The sequence below is a fragment of the Terrisporobacter petrolearius genome (assembly GCF_020748185.1).
GTDB lineage: Bacteria > Bacillota > Clostridia > Peptostreptococcales > Peptostreptococcaceae > Terrisporobacter > Terrisporobacter petrolearius.
The window spans coordinates 1-531 of the sequence record NZ_JAHZMO010000123.1 but is presented as its reverse complement, the minus strand read 5'-3'; the positions used below and the strand labels follow the sequence as shown (position 1 = coordinate 531).

General features: G+C 52.5%; 1 protein-coding gene. It reads left to right on the top strand.

What is annotated here, in order from left to right; all coding sequences use genetic code 11:
* Positions 1–9 precede the first annotated feature (9 nt).
* On the top strand, positions 10–531 hold a 522-nt coding region (ybjG, locus tag K0040_RS22400), incomplete at its 3' end, for an undecaprenyl-diphosphate phosphatase (RefSeq protein WP_228110431.1).

Sequence of the window (531 nt, the reverse complement as noted above, 5' to 3'; positions counted from 1 at the left end):
GCTCCGTGGATGATCTCGTTGGCGATTTTTATTGCTAAAGATTTGATTACCGTGGTACCGCTGCTGGCCGCGGTGCTTTGGTTGTGGGGGCTTACAGCACAACGGCAACTGGTGATAAAAATCGCTATCGCGCTGGCGGTCAGCCTGTTTGTGTCCTGGACGATGGGACATCTTTTTCCGCACGACCGACCCTTTGTCGAAAATATTGGCTATAACTTCCTGCATCATGCGGCGGATGACTCATTCCCAAGCGATCACGGTACGGTGATTTTCACCTTTGCACTGGCATTTTTATGCTGGCATCGCCTGTGGTCCGGCTCACTTTTAATGGTGCTGGCCGTCGTCATTGCCTGGTCGCGCGTTTATCTTGGCGTCCACTGGCCGCTGGATATGCTCGGTGGATTGCTGGCAGGTATGATTGGCTGCCTTAGTGCCCAGATTATCTGGCAAGCGATGGGGCATAAACTCTATCAACGTCTGCAATCGTGGTATCGCTTCTGTTTTGCATTACCGATCCGCAAAGGCTGGGTG